Below are 3,172 nucleotides of genomic sequence, written 5' to 3' on the forward strand. Positions count from 1 at the left end.
TTTCTAGAAAAAGGTTTCCGCGGAGCCGGGGAGGCTAATTTTTTTGAGCCCAAAAAAAAGGACGACATTCTTGCGGAGCGCGCCCGTCAGCTCGTAGCGGCTCTAGAGCGCTCGCTGCTCGAAGACTGGCTTGCCGGCAATGAGCATCACATCACAGACAATTTTTCCGCCATTGTGTCCTCCACGCGGGGCCATCTGGAGCGCTTTCAGGCTGAATTTAGAAAGCTGACGGCGGAAATTGAAGTTGAGCGCAATAAACTCCTGCCTCGGCGGGATTACAACGAGGCCGAGCTTCAGGTAGTGGGCAAAGTGTCTGCCTGGTTCGGCAAACAAGTTGAAATCTTCAATGCATATTGCGACGCCTCTCGAGGGCTGAATCTGCTCGAAACACAAAAGCAAGCCGCTCTCTACGCGGATCGCCTGATCAGCAAGATCCTGCCCCTGCTCGAAGGTCTCAATTCTCGTGTGACCAAAGTCGATACGTGGTTTAAGCAATTGGCCACGGAATGGACCGACGAGACAAACGCTCTGTTAAAAAAGCCCGATCCTAATCAGAAGGCGGATCAGTCAGGCGACTTGGTGCAGTATGTCGATTATGACGAAATCACGGAGTCGGTCGAACGCTTCAAGAAGGACAAGCAAACGGCAGATGAGCTGGTGATAGCACTTCGGCGTGTTCTTCATGCCGCACGTGGTCAGACCCATGACTTTGCCTTCGTAGATAAGATGCTTTCCAATGATGCGCAAAGCAACAAGGTGACTGGCGAACTCCGGGACTTATTTGAGCGTGAATCCTACACAGTTAGCCTTGAAGCTCATAGGCAGTTTCAGCAGCGGCAGGACAGCACCTTCAAACCCGTCTTGCGACTGAATATCGTAAAGAAACTTGCAGACGACCACGGGGGGCTTGTTTCCGGCGCATTGCGGGCCCAACTCAACGAAATCATGGAGAAAGCCATGCCTTCCCTGGCTTTTGATCCCAGTGCTCAGCCCACTGAGCACCCCGTGCCACAACAACCGATTCACCGATGCACAGTCTTCGTGCCGCAATGCGCAGAGCTAGGAAATTCGCCGTTTCGAGACGAGTTTTGTCTGGCTTTGGTTCAAATGCAGGGAAATCGCAACAGAATTATTAAAATCGTCGATATACCAGAGGAACGGAATACATCTGAGATAGTTTTTCTCTCGACGGTACACTTTTTCCCTTTGCGTATGGTGCAGCCCGTAGTGGCGCTTAGTCAACGCTTCAAAACAAAACTTGATGAAGATCCGGAAAACACGCGATTCCTCCATTTTGGTGAAACTCATAAGTCGGAACTTCCGGATCTAATGAAGAAGGACGATGCAGCCTTGAAAAAGGAGGCGTTGCCTTACTTGGTTCTCGCTTCGGAACTCGATCTTCTTCATGTAGTGGAAGGAGCGGAACTGGATGACTGGGATGTGGTTCTTGGAGAGAAAGACGCTTATGGGAGGATAGCTAATATGCTAGAATTGGGAATTAAATGCAAGCCAGAGCATCGCGAAGCGGCCAAGGTCGCGTATCCATCCGCCCGAGGAGAGTTCCAATTAGCCTTGACGGCAGTAGTGTTGCTCAACGCATATGAAGAGCACTTTATGCCCAAGGTATTGCCAGCGTTGAAGAGGCAGGTTCTTGACAAAGCCTCAGCTACCTTGGACACGACTGCCAAACGTAACGCTAAAAAAGAAGCGCTCGAGGAGCGTTCTGGTCAGGTTTTTGTAGCCCGTGGCGGCAAAGAATCTGATTCAGGTTACAAACGTTATAACGACGCTTGTGTGGAGGCTTCCAGTCTATCCATAAGCCTGAATAAAGTTTAACCATCGACCAGACCGAAACCATGGCCAAGCAGTACCGCTTTCGTTGCGAAAACAAATATGGCGATCCCGCCAAGGGGGAGCCTCCTTGCAAAATCGGGAGTCAGTCGCCCCCCAACAACCAGGTGCTCTTTACTTTGGCGGAACTCAAGGGGCAGCCCTTTCCTCCGCCGTGCCCGCATCCGGAGTGCAAGAAACCCTTGAAGCCCATCGGGGAGATGCCCTCTGAGATGGCTGGCCCCGCCGGTGGACCGGCTAGGAAGAGTGGCACCACCTCCTCCAGTGCTGTAAAAGCTGTCCTGATCGTTTCCTCGGCTGTTGTCCTCATCGGGGTACTGACCGTCTATCTCTACAGACGAAGCCTGAAACCCCAAATCGCAGGCCTGACCCGCGAAGTGGACTTCGGCACGCTGGACGTAGGCGCGTCCGCAACCCGGGAGATACTCATCCGAAACGAAGGCCGAGGACAGCTCAGAATCAGTCATTTGGATGCTGCGCCTTCTTTGTTCAGTGTAGATCAAGACGCCCTACTCATCGCACCAGGCGGCAATGAGAATGTGCGGATTGCCTTCTCCGGCAGTTCTGGCGGGCAGGCCGCGGGTCGTCTGGTTATCCATAGCAATGACCCTGAATATCCCGAGGTTGAAATCGCACTCCGAGCAGAAGTGACTGACGACCCCTGGAAAATCCTAGACGACTATTACGATCGGTCCACCATCACTACCACGAAATGAAGCTTGCCGCGTTTGCCGGTGCCTTTGGCCTGCTTCTGGCTGCCGGCCATTCACAACAGCTTGATCTAGCCACGCTGGCTGCCTCTCTCCAAGGGAGGCAGCCTACTTTGGAGGAAGCCTTGCGCCACAAGCTCATCTATGAGACCGCGGTGGGCCTCGTGGCCGCCAACCGCCATCGAGAACCGCTCCCTGCTCATTTGGAGCAACTGGTCTCGGCAGAAAACAATGACCGCCAGTCTCTCTACAGCGAAATGGCTCGGAAGGCGGGCTCTGGTGCCTCTTGGCAAGAAATGGGCGCCCAACGCATGAAACTCTATTGGACACGGCTGATTCCGGGCATTCTCCGTGAAGACCCCCGTACCAAACTGTTGGTCGAGGCATGGCCTACTCCAGTCTTTTCCCTTCAGGATTTGCTCCAGTTGACCTTCGAAAAGCTTGACCAGAGAGAACGGCTTCTACTTTCAGGAAATGTAAATGCGCCACGCCCGGAGGACTCCACCAGCTGGGAAAACGCCCGCAGTGTTACTGAACGTATGCAACAACGCCTTCCCTGGGCGACTGAGCTCAAACGCAAAGGACTCTTGGCTGAGGGAGTCGACGGTCTG

At 53.4% G+C, this 3,172-nt stretch carries 3 protein-coding genes; all 3 read left to right on the top strand.

The window, feature by feature from the left end; all coding sequences use genetic code 11:
* The coding region (locus AC4DF4_RS18780; protein WP_490049627.1) for a hypothetical protein at positions 1 to 1,836 on the top strand (1,836 nt) is incomplete at its 5' end.
* 20 nt (positions 1,837 to 1,856) lie between these two features.
* Positions 1,857 to 2,567, top strand: a complete 711-nt coding sequence (locus AC4DF4_RS18785; RefSeq protein ID WP_490049628.1) for an Ig-like domain-containing protein — start codon at positions 1,857 to 1,859, stop codon at positions 2,565 to 2,567.
* The coding region (locus AC4DF4_RS18790; protein ID WP_490049629.1) for a DUF1318 domain-containing protein at positions 2,564 to 3,172 on the top strand (609 nt) is incomplete at its 3' end. The genes AC4DF4_RS18785 and AC4DF4_RS18790, both read left to right, overlap by 4 nt.

This window comes from Luteolibacter sp., from assembly GCF_058122085.1.